Annotated in this window: 13 protein-coding genes; 11 read left to right on the top strand and 2 right to left on the bottom strand. The window is 60.5% G+C overall.

The genetic code is table 11. The features are described 5' to 3' along the window. A partial coding sequence (locus DDZ17_RS17440; protein ID WP_193940617.1) for an acyl-CoA dehydrogenase family protein occupies positions 1-736 on the bottom strand: 736 nt, incomplete at its 3' end. A 134-nt stretch (positions 737-870) separates the two neighbouring features. On the opposite strand from DDZ17_RS17440, the gene DDZ17_RS17435 reads away from it, so the two are divergent. From DDZ17_RS17435 to DDZ17_RS17425, 3 genes are all read left to right on the top strand, one after another. Then, complete coding sequence (locus DDZ17_RS17435; RefSeq protein WP_116368233.1) at positions 871-1,749, top strand: LysR family transcriptional regulator; 879 nt, start codon at positions 871-873, stop codon at positions 1,747-1,749. Between the two features lie 85 nt (positions 1,750-1,834). Beyond that, the gene (locus DDZ17_RS17430) at positions 1,835-2,674 is read left to right on the top strand and encodes a helix-turn-helix transcriptional regulator (RefSeq protein WP_116368232.1); all 840 of its coding nucleotides are present in this window, start codon (positions 1,835-1,837) and stop codon (positions 2,672-2,674) included. Beyond that, positions 2,671-4,248: a tetratricopeptide repeat-containing sulfotransferase family protein gene (locus DDZ17_RS17425; RefSeq protein WP_116368231.1), complete on the top strand. Its 1,578-nt coding sequence runs from the start codon at positions 2,671-2,673 to the stop codon at positions 4,246-4,248. The genes DDZ17_RS17430 and DDZ17_RS17425 overlap by 4 nt, the downstream gene beginning before the upstream one ends. Here DDZ17_RS17425 and DDZ17_RS17420 read toward each other — a convergent pair. Next, positions 4,235-5,131: a LysR family transcriptional regulator gene (locus DDZ17_RS17420; RefSeq protein WP_116368230.1), complete on the bottom strand. Its 897-nt coding sequence runs from the start codon at positions 5,129-5,131 to the stop codon at positions 4,235-4,237. The two genes, DDZ17_RS17425 and DDZ17_RS17420, sit on opposite strands and share 14 nt — an antisense overlap. Before the next feature lie 97 nt (positions 5,132-5,228). Between DDZ17_RS17420 and DDZ17_RS17415 the strand changes: the two genes are divergently transcribed. The 8 genes from DDZ17_RS17415 to DDZ17_RS17380 all read left to right on the top strand — a co-directional run bounded on the left by DDZ17_RS17415 (position 5,229) and on the right by DDZ17_RS17380 (position 14,791). After that, complete coding sequence (locus tag DDZ17_RS17415) at positions 5,229-6,095, top strand: pirin family protein (RefSeq protein ID WP_116368229.1); 867 nt, start codon at positions 5,229-5,231, stop codon at positions 6,093-6,095. A 95-nt stretch (positions 6,096-6,190) separates the two neighbouring features. Beyond that, positions 6,191-6,859, top strand: a complete 669-nt coding sequence (locus DDZ17_RS17410; protein ID WP_116368228.1) for an isochorismatase family protein — start codon at positions 6,191-6,193, stop codon at positions 6,857-6,859. Positions 6,860-6,932: 73 nt separating this feature from the next. Beyond that, positions 6,933-8,342, top strand: a complete 1,410-nt coding sequence (locus tag DDZ17_RS17405) for an alginate export family protein (RefSeq protein ID WP_116368227.1) — start codon at positions 6,933-6,935, stop codon at positions 8,340-8,342. A gap of 134 nt (positions 8,343-8,476) precedes the next feature. Next, entirely contained in the window at positions 8,477-8,881 is a 405-nt protein-coding gene (locus tag DDZ17_RS17400; RefSeq protein WP_116368226.1) for an OsmC family protein, read from the top strand. Between the two features lie 4 nt (positions 8,882-8,885). Further along, complete coding sequence (locus tag DDZ17_RS17395) at positions 8,886-9,461, top strand: NADPH-dependent FMN reductase (RefSeq protein WP_116368225.1); 576 nt, start codon at positions 8,886-8,888, stop codon at positions 9,459-9,461. A gap of 56 nt (positions 9,462-9,517) precedes the next feature. Continuing rightward, positions 9,518-10,459 (top strand): pirin family protein, encoded by a 942-nt coding sequence (locus DDZ17_RS17390; protein ID WP_116368224.1) that lies wholly within the window; start codon positions 9,518-9,520, stop codon positions 10,457-10,459. Between the two features lie 2 nt (positions 10,460-10,461). Beyond that, on the top strand, positions 10,462-12,237 hold the full coding sequence (locus DDZ17_RS17385; RefSeq protein ID WP_116368223.1) for a monovalent cation:proton antiporter-2 (CPA2) family protein: 1,776 nt from the start codon (positions 10,462-10,464) through the stop codon (positions 12,235-12,237). A 190-nt stretch (positions 12,238-12,427) separates the two neighbouring features. Next, entirely contained in the window at positions 12,428-14,791 is a 2,364-nt protein-coding gene (locus tag DDZ17_RS17380; RefSeq protein ID WP_241505936.1) for a TonB-dependent receptor, read from the top strand.

Here is a 14,791-nt window from a genome sequence, read left to right as displayed (position 1 = left end):
GGCCCTTCAGGCCCTCCACGTTGGGCAGCAGGTTCTCTTCCGGCACAAACACTTCATCCATCACGATCTCGCCGGTGATGGAGGCGCGCAGGGCCAGCTTGCCCTCGATCTTCGGCGCCGACAGGCCGGCCATGCCCTTCTCCAACACAAAACCGCGAATCTTGCCATCGTCGGTTTTGGCCCACACCACGAACACATCCGCCACCGGGCTGTTGGTGATCCACATTTTGGCGCCAGAGAGTTGATAGCCGCCGTCCACGCTGCGGGCGCGGGTGATCATGGAGCCGGGGTCGGAGCCGTGGTCCGGCTCGGTCAGGCCAAAGCAGCCGATCCACTCGCCGCTGGCCAGTTTCGGCAGGTACTTCTCGCGCTGGGCCTCGGTGCCGTAGGCATAGATGGGGTACATCACCAGGGACGACTGCACGCTCATCATGGAGCGGTAGCCGGAGTCCACCCGCTCCACTTCGCGGGCGATCAGGCCGTAGCTGATGTAGTCCACGCCGGGGCAGCCGTAGCCGCTGATCGTGGCCCCCAGCAGGCCCATCTCGCCCATTTCGCGGAAGATGGCGAGGTCCGTGTGCTCCGCGCGAAAGGCCTCGCGCACCCGCGGGGCAAGCTGGCTCTGGGCGTACTGGGCGGCGCTGAGCTGCACCATGCGCTGTTCGTCGGTGAGTTGCTGCTCCAGCAGGAAGGGGTCCTGCCAATTCAGTTTCTGCCAGGATTTTGCCTGTGCCATGGTGTGCTCCGCGATCTGTAAGTTCGGGTGAATAAAGGTGGGTACGGGTCGGTAAAAGCAGGACGGTAGCAGAAGGCCGATTATTTATTAAATATATGTTGTTTATCAATACCATATATTTTTAATATCAACCGATGGACCTGCGCAAATTGCATATCTTCAGCACCGTGGCCCGCTGCGCCAGCTTCAGCCAGGCGGCGCAGCAGCTGCACATGGCACAGCCGGCAGTGAGCATTGCCGTGCGCAAGCTGGAAGAAGAACTCGGCCTGCCACTGCTGGATCGCAGCGGGCGACAGGTGCAGTGCACCGCCGAAGGGCGCGAGCTGCAGTGGCGGGCCGAGGCTATTCTTGGCGAGGTGGAAGACCTCAAGCACAGCCTGGGGGAGCGCCGCCAGCTGCTGCGCGGGGAGCTTACCGTCAGCTGCCCCTCCATGCTCGCCACCTACCACCTGCCCGCCTTGCTGGGCAGCTTCCTGGCCCAGCATCCCGGCCTCAGCGCCAGTGTCAGCCAGCGCGGCACCACCGACATTCGCGCCGCCCTGCTGCGCGGCGAACTGGAACTGGGCGTGATCAGCGAAGAGGGCGAACCAGAAGAGGCCGCCCTGGAGCGCGTGCCGGTGCTGGAACAGCCCATCCTGCTGTGCATGCATCGCCGCCATCCCTGGGCCCGACGGCGGGAAATACCCATCGAAGACCTGCACGCCAGCCCGATGGTGATCTACGAAAGCGGCTACTTCATTCGCGACCAGCTCGACCGCCTGTGCCGCACGGCCGGGGTGCAGCCGGAGTTTCGCATCCAGAGCAACTTCCTGCCGCTGCTGGTGAGCATGGTGCGCCAGGGCATTGGCACCACCATCGGCCTGGCCGTGCTCGCCGAGCAGGAACGCGGCATTGTCGGCGTGCCACTGGCCGGTGGCGCGCGCCTGTCCATGGCCCTGGCCAAGCGCAGCGGCGCCCGGCTGAGCCGGGTCAACCAGACCTTTTTCGACTGGCTGGCCAGCGCGGCAAATTAAGCTCTGCGCGCAAGTGCGCTATGATGCCGCCTCGACCCAGCAAGCCGTCTGAATCACGGCGTTTACGCACAAGGCCCGCACCGCGATGAGCGACCTCGCCCACTACAGCCAGCAACTCGCCCTGCTGATCAACCACGTCGGTGAGGAACACTTCCCGCAGCAACTGGTGCACACCCTGCGCGCACTGGTGCCCATTGACGATGCCACGGTGCTGTTCTACCCCGAGCGCACCTACCCGGTGGTGGCCCACTTCGAGGTGCCCGAGGGCAGCGACGCCAGCACCCTGTCCCAGTTTGTGCTTGGCCCCTTCCTGCTGGACCCGTTCTACATTGCCGGCACCGAACAGCGCTTTGGCCTGTTTCGGCTGCGCGAACTGGCCCCCACCGGCTTCAAGGACAGCGAGTACTACAAAAACTGGTATCGCAACTGCGGCTACCAGGACGAATGCGGCTATGTCGTCAGCCTGGGGGAAGGCGCCTTCCTGAACATTGCCCTGGGCAAGATAGACCCGCGCAGCAGCTTCAGCGCCGCCCAGGTAAGGGTGCTGGATGACATACTGCCGGTGATCGAAAGCCTGTGCCAGCACCACTGGGACATGACCTCGGTGGCCGAAACCGCCGACACGGTGGACCTGCGCGCGCAGTTGCACCAGGCCCTGCAGCACTTTGGCGAATCCCTGCTGACCGACCGCGAAGCCCAGGTGATCAACCTGGTACTGCACGGGCACAGCACCAAAACCGTGGCGGAACGGCTTTCCATCTCCATCGAGACGGTCAAGCTGCACCGCAAGCACGCCTACGCCAAGCTGGAGGTCAGCTCACAGGCGGAGCTGTTCTACCTCTTCCTGGATTCACTGATGAGCGCCAAGGACTACGCCGGCGGCGACACGCTGGTGGCCTACATGCAGCCGCCCCCGCCCACGTGAGCAGCGCTACGAACCTGCAAGCCCTGCTGCGCGAGGGCTTTGCCGCGCTGGAGCGCGGCGACGTTGAAACCACCGGCCGCTGCGCACAACAGGCCCTGCAACAGCAGCAGGATCTGGTGCCCGCCCATTTCCTGGTGGGCCTGCTGGGGCTGCACACGCATGAGCGGCGCACCGCCTTCAATGCCTTCCAGTCGGTGGTGAAGCTGGACCCGAACCACGCCGCCGCCTGGGCCCAGCTGGCCCGGCTGTACATGAGCGAAGGCCAGGTGAACCGCGCCGATGCCGCCCTGCGCGAAACCCGCCGCATCCAGCCCACCGACCCCACCGTGCTGGACCTGATCGGCACCACCCTGTCGCAGATGGGAGAGCACGGCGCTGCACAGGCCTTTTTCGGCCGCGCCAATACCGCCCGCCCGCAGCACCCGCCCTTCATGCTGAACCTCGCCAACAACCTCGTGTACCACGGCGACAACGAACGGGCCGATGCCATCTTTCGCGACATCATCCAGCTGCAGCCCGACAGCCCGCAGGCGCACTGGGCCCTGGCCAGCGCGCGCAAGGCAACCGATGACAGCCACATTCTCACCCTGCGCACGCTGCTGGGCCGCCACCGCCACAACCCGCGGGCGCGGGCCTTCTATGCCTACGCCATCGGCAAGGAGCTGGAAGACTTAAAACGCTGGGACGAGGCCTTTGCCGCCTTCAGCGAGGGCGCCGCGGCGCGGCGCGAAACGGTGGACTACGACGAGGCCGGCGAAAAGGCCCTGTTCGACTTTCTGCAAACCCACTACACCCCCGAGTGGCTGGCCGGGCTGCCCCCCGGCGAGCCGGACAACGCCCCCATCTTTGTCCTCGGCCAGCCGCGCACCGGCACCACTCTGGTGGAGCGCATTATCACCAGCCATTCACAGGTACACTCCGCCGGCGAGTTGCAGCAGTTTTCCCTCGCCCTGCGGCGCCTGTCTGGCTACGCCAAACCCCAGCGCTTCTCCGCCGAGCTGTTTGCCGCGGCGCAAACCCTGGCGCCGGCCCAGGTCGGCAGGCTGTACCTGCAAAGCAGCGCGCGCATGCGCGGCAACACCCCCCGCTTTGTCGACAAGCTGCCGCAGAACTACCTGATGATTCCGCTGATACTGGCCGCCCTGCCCAACGCCAAAATCATCCACCTGGTCCGCAACCCGATGGACGCCTGCTTCGCCAGCTTCAAGCAACTGTTTGCCGACGCCTACCTGCACTCCTACGAACAGGGCGAAATGGCGCGCCACCACGCCCGCTACCGCAGACTCATGGACTGCTGGCGCGAACGCTTCCCGGGGCGCATCTTCGACATCCACTACGAAGACACCGCCCGCCACCTCGAACCCAACGCCCGCGCCCTCATCGCACACCTCGGCCTGCCCTGGGAAGACGCCTGCCTCGACTTTCACCTGCAGGACAGCGCCGTCAGCACCGCCAGCGCCACCCAGGTGCGCGAACCGGCCCACACCCGCTCCATCGGCCGCTGGCGCCACTACGAGCGGCAGCTGGCGCCGATGCGCGAGGCGTTGGAGGCACAGGGCATCAAGGCAACGTGAGCCGCTCCCGAAATTCCTGGGAGGCTATGTCGATAAACGCGCGCAGCTTGGGAGGCATAAACTGCTGACGGGGAAACACCATCGATATAGGGTCTTCACTGGCCGTCCACTCAGGCAGTACCGGCACAATAGCGTCCGACGCAGCCTTGCCGCGACATAGGTAAGTGGGAAGAAGCGCGACTCCCTCGCCCTTCAATAACATGGCGTGGATCACGCCGACGTCATTGACCATCACGCTACCTGACAGCGGCACCGTGACGCTGGCCTCGCCATTGGTGAAGGTCCAGGCGCCCTTACCCATCGGGGTGAATTGCAGGCAACGATGGCGGCGCAGGCCCTCAGGCGATTTCAGCGTGTGAGTACAGGACGCGAGATAATCCCGGCTGGCAAACAGCACCCATCGCGCCATACCGACTCTTTTGGCAATCAGCGACGAATCCTTTAGCCTGCCGGTACGAATGGCCACATCAATGCCCTCCGCTACAAGATCGACATAGCGATTGGTCAGCACGAACTCCAGATCAACTTTCGGGTGCTGTTCGCGCATGAGCCGAACAATCGCCGCCAGAATATGGTCGCCGACATCAACCGGAGCGCTGACCCGAAGGCGCCCTACCGGCGCTGTAGATACTTCGCTGAGTGCCTCTCGCGCCGCCAACAGATAGTCCAGTCCAGCGGCAGCATGATCAAAGTACACCTGCCCTGCCTCGGTCAGGTGCATGCGGCGCGTGGTGCGCCGCAACAGCGTGGCCTGTAAGTCCTTTTCCAACCGCGCCACCCGGTTGCTCACCGTCGATACCGGTATACCCAGGCGACGGGCCGCTTCGGTAAAACTGCCCGCCTCGACCACTTTGACAAAAACCGCCGTATCGTTCAGATCCATTTTCCAACCACATGGAAAGTATTTTTACAATTTAGCACCTAACGCAACCCGGAATCGTGTCTTACGCTGCTTATAGATAGTGACACGGAATACGGCCATGAAAAAACTCGCATTCATCAAGCGCAGCACCGGCAGCCACTGGGTTGGCGATGGCTTTCCGGTACGCAGCATTTTCTCCTACAACGATATTGCAGATGAAATGTCCCCCTTCCTGCTGCTGGATTACGCCGGGCCGGCCGATTTTCCAGCAACCAAACGTAAACTCGGTGTGGGGCAACACCCCCACCGCGGGTTCGAGACAGTGACCATCGTCTACCAGGGTGGCGTGTCGCACCGCGACTCATCGGGCGGTGGGGGCACCATCGGCCCGGGCGATGTGCAGTGGATGACAGCAGCGTCCGGCATCCTCCATGAAGAATTCCACAGTGAGGAATACGCCGACCAGGGTGGCCCCTTCGAGATGGTGCAGTTGTGGGTGAACCTGCCTGCCAGTGACAAAATGTCGCCCCCCCGCTACCAGGGCGTGGGCGCCAGCCAGATTCCCCAGGTACCGCTGGCCAACGGTGCCGGACATGCCCGCATTATCGCCGGCGACTACGCCGGCGTCGGCGGCCCGGTGACCACGTTCACGCCGATGAATGTCTGGGATCTACGTCTGCTGGGCGGCACTGCGGTGAGCTTTGCCCTCCCAGAGGGACACACATCCGCCTTGTTCGTACTCAGCGGCGAACTCAAGCTGGACAACCAACACACACTGGGCGCGGCGGAAATGGCCGTCATGGAGCGCGAAGGCAGCGAGCTGACCTTCGACGTAGTGTCCGATACCACCGTGTTGCTGCTTAGCGGCGAGCCGCTGGATGAGCCTGTCGTCGGCTACGGCCCTTTTGTAATGAACACCCGCGCCGAAATCCAGCAGGCGATTCGCGATTTCAACGCTGGGCGCTTTGGTGCAATGCCCGCCTAGTTGCCACCAGTAATTTCTAAACCCGGTTCAATACGCGGGCGGTTGAACTGGACATTAACCACAACGCCCTGCTTTTGTCATAAAAGGAGAGTGCTATGACATCCCATAACGTGATGATAGACCCCAACGACGCCATCATGCTGCTGATCGATCACCAAAGCGGCCTGTTCAATGTCGTTCGTGACCTGCCCGTTCCCGACCTGCGCAACTATGTGATCGCCCTGGCTAAAACCGCAACCCTGCTCGACATACCGGTACTGACCACGGCCTCTGTACCCGACGGGCCCAACGGGCCGCTGATCCCCGAAATCCACCAATACGCCCCCCATGCCCAGTACATTCCACGCACCGGACAAATCAATACCTGGGACAACCCCCTGTTTACCGACGCAGTGAAAAAGAGCGGGCGCAAAACGCTGATCATTGCCGGCACCCTGACCAGCGTTTGCATGGCCTTTCCCGCCATCACCGCCATGGCCGAAGGCTATAAAGCCTACTGCGTAGTGGATGCCTCCGGTAACTGGAACAAAATCGCCACAGACGCCACCATCGCCAGAGTGGCGCAGGCAGGAGCGATCCCCACTGATACATTTGCCATCGTCGCAGAGTTGATGCAAACCTGGAACCGGCCAGAAGGATCACAATTCGCCCAGATTATTTCGGACCATATCTGCCCGGAATACAAATGCCTGATGGAGAGCTACGACAAAGCGCAGGCCATTGCCAAGTCGGGCCCGGAAACGCAGTTGGACAAGTATCGCTAGCGCCCAAGCGCACTGAGCCCATTCACTACCACCCGTCCTTGCGGACGGTTGGTAGTTGGCCCAGAGGCAATGAATGGAAAACGTCACTGCGTTGCTGACGCCAAAAACGGGCAGTGCCATGCCGCGGGCCCTGTTGCGTTGGCAATGGCTAGCCATCTTCACCCTAGCCTCTGCCGAGGCATCTGATGGCCCACCTTTCGAGGCATTTCGCTGGAACGAAGAGTATCGTTATCTCGCCAAAAAGACGAAACCAACCGCCTACGAAAGACTGAAATATGCGCCATTTTCAACGCCAGCAGTTGAGGGGTATATCTCTATTGGGGGCTCTGTGCGAAGCCGTGTGAATGGCTACAACAATGACCTCTTTGGCCTTACCGAAGCACAGGACGGTGCTCAGTGGTTGCAACGCTTCTATGGACACGCAGATGTTCAACTGTCGGACAGCGGCCGCGCGTTTTTCGAATTGAGCGCGGACTATGCTGACGCAAGCGGCGACATTAACTCCGGAATATTCGATAAAGACAAAGCAGCAGTAAGCCAAGCATTCTTTGATTGGCAGGCCAATGCCACGCGGTTGCGATTGGGCCGCCAGGAAATGGCTTTGGGCTCGGCGAGACTCTTGGGCACCAGGGATGCGTCGAATGTTCGGCGTTCGTACGATGGCCTACGTTTGGATGTAAATCACCGGGGTACGGACTGGCGCGTCTTCTATCTCCAGGAAGTGGAGGTAGAAGACGGTGCGTTTGACAATAGCAGCCAAAGCGATCATTCGGTATGGGGAATCACCAGCTCCTGGGCAGGAACAATTACAAGGGCCGATATCTACTACCTGGGCTTGAAGCGCAATGACGCCGTTTATGTGCAGGGTATTGGTGATGAAACCCGGCATTCCGTTGGGGCACGACTGTTCGGTAACGCCAGCTCCTGGGACTGGGATATTGAAGCGCTCTATCAGTTTGGCGATTTTGCCGATTCAGATATTCGGGCATGGACTATGGCAAGCTATATTGGCTATCGCTTCGCCAGCGGCCTTGGCGAGCGGAGGGTTGCCTTGAGCCTCAATATCGCCAGTGGCGACGCCGATCCTGAAGACGGTAGGCTGCAGACATTTAACCCCATGTTCCCGAACTTGGCCTACTTCGAAGATGCCGCTATCTATGCACCGCAAAATTTTTATAATGTGAAACCTGAGGTTATTTGGTCAGTAGCCACAAAAACGAATATCGAGATCAACTGGAACTTATTCTGGCGCCTCGAAAAAGGCGATGCCGTTTATGTTCGCGGATTGCGCCCACTGGCCGGAACCGAAAATGCGGCTGGCAGTTTTGTCGCCCATTCGCCCTCGATAGCCGTCGAACACCAGTGGAGCCGTCATTTGGGGATCAGTTTGAGCTACAGTTATTTTTTTGCGGGTGACGTAATTGACAATGCAGGCGGTAAAAACGCCGCCTTTCTGAAGGCACAAGCTGAATGGAAATTCTGAGCTGCCAATTCCAACGTCATGACCGATTGAGCCGCTCATCCGAAGATAGCGATGCGATGGGCCGTCCGCCACACCACCTGCATCGGCCAAGCCGGAATAGTGTACAACCCGTCCTCTGAAACACAGGTACTCATATGTCAAAGCCCAGAACGAACCATGTTGCAGCCACTGGCCCCGCCTACGCCCACCGCATCACCATGGGCAGGCACACATTGATTGCCGATGAGCCCATTGCGCTGGGTGGGGGCGACAGCGGCCCCGCCCCCTTTGACTTGTACCTTGCAGCGCTGTCGTCCTGCACCGCAATCACGTTACAGATGTACGCCGAACGCAAAGGATGGGACCTTGGCAATTTCGAAGCGGACCTGACACTCACCTATACCGATGATGGTCGCCCCAGTATTCACCGCACGTTCTACACCAGCGCTACGCTCGATGACGAACAAAAACAACGCCTGCTGGACATTGCTGCCAAGACGCCTGTCACCCGTGTGCTGGAGGCAGGCGCAATCATCACCAGTGAGCACGGAGTAAAGTAAAGCCATGGCCATAGTTCCCGTTACCTTGCTCGCACTTTCCGGCAGCCTTCGCCAGGCTTCGTTCAACACTCAACTAGCTCACGAAGCGCGCCGACTGGCCCCCAATGGCGTGACAGTAGAGGTGGCCACCTTGCACGGCATCCCACTTTACGATGGAGATACAGAAGCCGAGCAGGGCGTCCCCGAAGCCGTTCTGCAATTAAAGCAGCGCATTGTCAGCTGCGATGGGCTGCTGCTGGTTACCCCTGAATACAATAACGGGATACCCGGCGTAATGAAAAACGGGATCGACTGGCTCTCACGGGCTGATATGAAGGCAGTATTCTTCGAACGGCCTACAGCGGTAATTGGCGCGACTCCGGGCGGCTGGGGCACCCTCTGCGCGCAGTCCGCCTGGCTACCGGTATTGCGCGCACTCGCCACGCGGGACTACCACGGAAGCCGGTTGCAATTATCCCATGCGCAGCAGGCATTCCGCTCAGACGGCAAATTACAGGACGAGAAAATGGCATCCCTTCTTGTCAGTTTCCTACAAGGATTCGCGGATTTTACCCGACAGCAGATAGCCAACAACAGATAGCCGACAGATAGGCACAGGTATCTGGATGCACCCAAGCAATAAAAAGAGGAATCATCATGAACACACCATCAGAACATCTGGAATCCGAATGTGACTATGGTTCGGGCTGCCCGGCGGTAACACTGCTGATCAAACCCCGGGATCGGGATCTGGGTGGGTTTTCTGTCCGGAGAATGCTGCCTTCGGGCAAGCTGGGCAAAGTGGGGCCGTGGATTTTTTTCGACCATATGGGGCCAGCCGAATTCGCTGCGGGCAAAGGCATCAATGTACGACCTCATCCCCATATCAACCTCGCAACGGTGAGCTATCTGTTCGAAGGCGAGATACTGCACCGCGATTCACTCGGTACCGAGATGGCAATTCATCCCGGTGACATCAACCTGATGGTGGCCGGGCGGGGCATTGTTCACTCCGAGCGAGAACGCCCTGAAGTCAATGCCAGCCATCACCGGCTGCACGGCCTGCAGCTTTGGCTGGCACTGCCAGAGGCGGACGAGGAAATTGACCCTGCCTTTTATCATTACCCCGCCAGGGATATTCCCCAGGTCGATGTTGCCGGTGTACCCGCAAGGGTAATGATGGGCTCCGCATTCGGTGTTACCTCACCGGTAAAAACCTTTGCCGAAACACTGTACTTTGAAGCGCGACTCAAGGCAGCCCAGTCAATACCGCTACCCGAAGCGGAGGAAAGAGCCGTCTATGTGATACAGGGGCAGGTGACCATTGGTGACACCCTGGTGCCGGAGCACGCCATGGCCGCCTTGTCCGCTAAAGCCGGCATAGTGCTACGGGCCGACTCCGACGCGATTATTGCCCTTGTGGGTGGCGCGGCAATGAGCCACCGCTACCTGGAATGGAATTTCGCATCCAGTCGCAAAGAGCGGATTGAACAGGCAAAAGACGACTGGCGGGAAGATCGGTTTCCGAAGGTGCCGGGCGATGACATCGAGTTCATCCCCCTGCCTGGGGAACAGGTACGCGAGCAGGGAGAAGACTGACTTTGGATATCCTTCAATACACACCATCAGCCCTTGAGCTGATGTTCTGGCATACATTGGCGCTGATCGTCGCAGCGTGCGCGCTGACTCCATTATTCAAGCGCCTGGGGTTAGGTTCGATACTCGGGTATTTGATCGCAGGGCTGGTTGTTAATTTGCTGTTCGCGGGGAACTTCTCGGAACATCCCGAGGAATTACTGCATTTCTCGGAATTCGGTGTTGTGCTGTTCCTGTTTGTGATCGGGCTTGAGCTGAAACCACAAAACCTGTGGCGCATGCGCGGCGACATCTTCGGGCTGGGAACGGCGCAAATGCTCGGTTGTGGCGCCATCCTTGGTGGTGCCGCATTGGCGTTTGGTCTGTCTGGAAAAACCGCCCTCATTGTCGGACTGGGGCTCGCACTGTCATCCACCGCCATTGTCATGAGTCAGTTGGACGAGCGCAATGAGCGCCACACCGCCTATGGCCGCAAATCCTTCGGCATTCTGCTGCTGCAGGATTTGGCCATTGTGCCCCTGCTATTGATGGTTAGCCTGCTCGCTTCAGTCGCCGAGCAGCCCCAGGTCGGCGACCTGCTAATGGGCATCGCCACGGTGTTGGCGGCAATCCTGCTGTTGATACTGATTGGGCGCTATGCACTCGATAGCGTGTTCGCCCTGTTGGCAAAATCTCGCATGCCCGAAATCATGACTGCCGCGGCGCTGGGGGTAGTGATCGGTGCTGCACTACTGATGGATGTTGTCGGCATGTCCTACGCCATGGGATCGTTCCTGGCTGGCGTGATGTTGGCGGAATCGACTTTTCGACACGAGGTAGAGGCCAATATCGAACCATTTCGAGGGTTGTTTCTCGGGCTGTTTTTCATGGCAGTCGGACTGAGTCTTGATCTGGATGTCATCGTGCAATACTGGTATCTCATTCTTGCCATCGCCCCCTGCACTATGCTTATCAAGGGTCTGGCCATCTATGGGGTCAGCCGCGCCTTTCGCAATGAACACGCTACCTCCGTCAAGGTTGCGCTGGCACTGCCGCAACACGGCGAGTTCGGTTTTGTCCTGTTTGCCAGCGCTGCCGCAGCGGGCCTGTTACCGACAACCCTGTCGTCCGTCCTCATCGCCGTGGTGGCCGTGTCCATGGCACTGTCTTCACTCACTGCCCGACTTGAGCCGTTGCTGCTGGCAAGCACCGGCCAGAAGGCCACCATGGACGAGGACTTCTCCGACGCCAACGGCCGCCTGCTTGTTATCGGCTTTGGGCGATTCGGCCAGATTGTCTCCCAACCCCTGTTTGCTCGGGGGCTGGACGTGACCATTCTCGATCACGATGCCCAGCGCATTGATGATGCGCGGCGCTTTGGCTTTCGCGTTCACTTTGGCGATGGCACACGAAGGGACATTCTGCGCATAGCCGGGCTGGACAAGGTAGATGCCGTGGTCGTGTGCACTGATCGCGAGGAAGCCACTACGCGCATTGTCGATGAAGTACGCGCTGCCCATCCGGACGTGCCACTGTATGTACGCGCACGTGATCGGCACCACGCTTTGAAGCTCTTCGACAGGCACCCCACCTACATCGTGCGTGAGACTTTTGAATCTGCGCTGTTGATGGGCAAGCACATCTTGATGGGACTGGGGATCAGCGAAGCGGAAGCGGCTGAAACCAGCTCGGCAATACGCAGCAAAGACCTCAGCCGATTGGACAAGCAACGCAAGGAAGGCCTGTACGCCGGCAACGAGCACCTGTTCGTGAGCGCCGTCAAGCCCGACCCCCTCAATTAGCGCCTGCGCTTGATTTGTGGCCCCGGAAAGACGCAAGCCCATGCCGTAAATAAGTCACAGTAAGCAGCGCAGGGCAATTGGCACGCTTGGGAGTATATTGTTGCCAGCGCCCTATCGGGTCCGAGCGCCACGCCTGGCAGACCCGAATGGCAGATAGACTTATTACACCAACAAAACGGGGAAAGCAGGCATGGGTAAGGCGGCAAACGTTGGCGGACGGACAGCGCTGCACGCTGGAGGCAAAACCACCCTGGCGCGGGCGGTTTCCGCCGCAGTCATGGCCACGGCGCTGGGAGCGCCTGCCTTCGGCCAGTCGCTGGAAGAGGTGGTGGTCACCGCCACCAAGCGCAGCGAATCAGTACAGGATGTGCCCCTGGCCATCACCGCCCTCTCCGGCGACTTTGTCAATAAGGTCAACCTCAACGACGTGAAGGACCTGGTGTCCTACACCCCGGGCATTACCGGCAACAGCCAGGACAGCTTCATCGACGCCATCAGCGTGCGCGGTGTGCGCACCCAGGACTTTGGCGTGGGCGGCGACCCTTCCGCCGCATTCTTCAAGAACGACCTGTACGAAGGACGCAACGGCTCCGCCGTTACCAGCCTTTACGACATCGAACGGGCCGAAATTCTGCGCGGGCCACAGGGCTTCCTCTTCGGCCGCAACTCCATCGGCGGCGCGGTGAGCGTGCACACCCGCAAGGCGGAAATTGGCAGCAGCGACGGCTACGTCGACCTGGACGTGGGCGAGCGCAACCACGGCGTGGCCGAGGGCGCCATCAACCTGCCGATGGGCGACACCTTTGCCATGCGCCTGGCGGGCTACTATTCCACCGAGGACGGCTTCGCCAAGAACGTGTTCGACGGCGATGATGTGATCGAGCACGACAAGTGGGCCCTGCGCTGGTCCACCGCCTTCGAGGCCCACCGCCTGTCCGTCAACACCCTGGTGGAATACGAAGACCGGGAGCAGAGCGGCTCCATGTACCGCGCCATCGATGAGGGCGACATCTGGGAGGCCTTCGATAGCGCCCTGGGCGGCGTGACACTGGGTGGCAGCGACGAGGACATCGACTCCGACCGCACCGTTGGCGATGACGACACCGCCGACATCCTCACCCTGGGCCTGGCCATCGACTACGACCTCGACTTTGCCACCCTCACCTCCAACACCGGCTACAAAGACCACGACTACTACTACAGCGAGGACTACGACGGCACCCCGCTGAACATCAACAACTACCAACAGGACCAGACCGGCGACTACTTCCAGCAGGAATTGCGCCTGACCTCCAACACCGAGGGCCCCCTGTCCTGGTACGCCGGGGTGAGCTATTACAAAGAGAGCATCGACGCCAAATTCGGCTTTATCGGCGAAGAAGACTTTATGTGCCAGTACTACGGCGCCTACTACAACGCCGGCATGACCTTCTCCGGCTGTGAGGACCTGTACGCCTACTACGGCTCCAGCTTTTCACCCGCCGCCGACGGGCTGCTACGCGAAACCGGGCGCATCAAGGGCGACTATTCCGGCTGGGCCACCTACGTCAACCTGGACTACTACATCACCGACAATTTCGATGTGGAAGTGGGCGTGCGCTACACCGACGACGAGAAGGACTTTGCCCTGTCGGTGCCCACGCCCGAGAGCGAGCTTGGCCCCTACTGGGCCTATGGCTTCTCCACCGATGGCTTTATCAGCGACACCCAGAGCTGGGACGACACCACCCTGCGGGTGATGGCCAAGTACCGCCCCACCGACGACATGCTGCTGTTTGCCAGCTTTACCGAGGGCTTTAAATCCGGCGGCTTCGGCAGCTTTAACCTCGGCAACAACGCCGCCGGCGAGCCGGCCATCGGCAACACCGATCTCGTTCAGGCCGACGGCTTTTTGCCCAACCAGTTCGACCCGGAAACGGTGGATTCCTGGGAAGTCGGCTACAAGGATTCCTGGTTCAACGGCAACGCCAACGTGGACCTGACCGCCTTCTACTACGAGTACCAGGACCTGCAGGTAGTGATCGCCGATGGCGGCGCGGCCCTGGTGGAGAACGTGGGCGAGGTGGAGTCCTGGGGCGTGGAGGGCTCGCTCACCACCCGCCTCAGCGAGTACTTCGAGTTCTATCTGGCCCTGTCCTACCTCGACGCCGAGGCCACCGAGCTGCAGTCCATCTGCGGCCTGGAAGACCCCAACGGCTGCGAGGGCAGCCGCCTGTTCTGGGCACCGGAGTGGTCCGGCGCGGCGGTGCTGGATGGCCGCTACCCGCTGTCTGGCGGCTACCTCACCGGCAGCCTGGAGGTGTTCTGGGAAAGCGAGCGCGGCGGCGGCTGGGAAGACTTGAGCGAAACCAAGATCGACGACTACGCCGAATCCGCCCTGCGGGTGGGCTACGAATCCAACGACAACTGGTACGTGCAAGCCTACGTCGAAAACCTCACCGACGAATTCACCTGGGACGGCCAGAACAACAACGGTGGTTTGGTGCCGTCCCACTTCTTTGGCCCCAAGCGCCCGCGCACCTTTGGCATGCGGGTGGGGTTGAGCTGGGAGTAA

Origin of the sequence: Parahaliea mediterranea (assembly GCF_003402235.1) — a bacterium.
GTDB classification, from domain to species: domain Bacteria; phylum Pseudomonadota; class Gammaproteobacteria; order Pseudomonadales; family Halieaceae; genus Parahaliea; species Parahaliea mediterranea.
The sequence above is the reverse complement of the archived record's forward strand: the minus strand, read 5'-3'. Positions and strand labels throughout refer to the sequence as shown.

What these genes read in the sequence shown, in the direction of transcription:
- DDZ17_RS17435 (WP_116368233.1), top strand. Translation starts at nt 871, where the DNA reads ATGGACCTGCGCAAATTGCATATCTTCAGCACCGTGGCCCGCTGCGCC.
- DDZ17_RS17430 (WP_116368232.1), top strand. Translation starts at nt 1,835, where the DNA reads ATGAGCGACCTCGCCCACTACAGCCAGCAACTCGCCCTGCTGATCAAC.
- DDZ17_RS17420 (WP_116368230.1), bottom strand. Translation starts at nt 5,131, where the DNA reads ATGGATCTGAACGATACGGCGGTTTTTGTCAAAGTGGTCGAGGCGGGC.
- DDZ17_RS17415 (WP_116368229.1), top strand. Translation starts at nt 5,229, where the DNA reads ATGAAAAAACTCGCATTCATCAAGCGCAGCACCGGCAGCCACTGGGTT.
- DDZ17_RS17410 (WP_116368228.1), top strand. Translation starts at nt 6,191, where the DNA reads ATGACATCCCATAACGTGATGATAGACCCCAACGACGCCATCATGCTG.
- DDZ17_RS17405 (WP_116368227.1), top strand. Translation starts at nt 6,933, where the DNA reads ATGGAAAACGTCACTGCGTTGCTGACGCCAAAAACGGGCAGTGCCATG.
- DDZ17_RS17400 (WP_116368226.1), top strand. Translation starts at nt 8,477, where the DNA reads ATGTCAAAGCCCAGAACGAACCATGTTGCAGCCACTGGCCCCGCCTAC.
- DDZ17_RS17395 (WP_116368225.1), top strand. Translation starts at nt 8,886, where the DNA reads ATGGCCATAGTTCCCGTTACCTTGCTCGCACTTTCCGGCAGCCTTCGC.
- DDZ17_RS17390 (WP_116368224.1), top strand. Translation starts at nt 9,518, where the DNA reads ATGAACACACCATCAGAACATCTGGAATCCGAATGTGACTATGGTTCG.
- DDZ17_RS17380 (WP_241505936.1), top strand. Translation starts at nt 12,428, where the DNA reads ATGGGTAAGGCGGCAAACGTTGGCGGACGGACAGCGCTGCACGCTGGA.